Source organism: Micrococcus sp. MS-ASIII-49 (assembly GCF_000946635.1).
Taxonomy (GTDB): domain Bacteria; phylum Actinomycetota; class Actinomycetes; order Actinomycetales; family Micrococcaceae; genus Micrococcus; species Micrococcus luteus.
On the sequence record NZ_JXSP01000111.1, the window covers coordinates 1 to 365 of the forward strand.

1 pseudogene is annotated in these 365 nt (G+C 78.9%); it reads left to right on the plus strand.

Annotation, left to right across the window (positions count from 1 at the left end):
* Window positions 1-221 (plus strand): annotated as a pseudogene (locus tag SJ20_RS07815) (polyprenyl synthetase family protein); the annotation flags it as partial.
* Window positions 222-365 lie beyond the last annotated feature (144 nt).

Consider the following 365-nt stretch of genomic DNA (forward strand, 5'->3'; position numbering starts at 1 on the left):
CCCGCCGGGTGCGCGCGCTCGTGGACGGGCCGCTCGACACCGACGAGCAGCTGGCCGCCGCCGTCGCCGCGCTCACGGGCCACCCCGCCATCGACGAGGCGTGGGCGATCACCCGCGGCTGGGCGGAGCAGGCCAAGCAGGCGCTCGCCCCGTTGCCGGACTCCGCCGTGAAGACGGCGCTCGAGGCGTTCGCCGACTACGTGGTGGGGCGCTCGGCCTGACGCCGCGGTCCGCGGCGTCACCGCCGTGATCCGGGGCGGCCGCTCAGTCCAGGCGGGTCGGGGCGGGGTCCAGCGCGGCCGCGAGCTCCCGGGCCTTGAGGGCGCGGACCTCCGGGGCCACCGGGTGGCGCAGCTGCCGGTAGA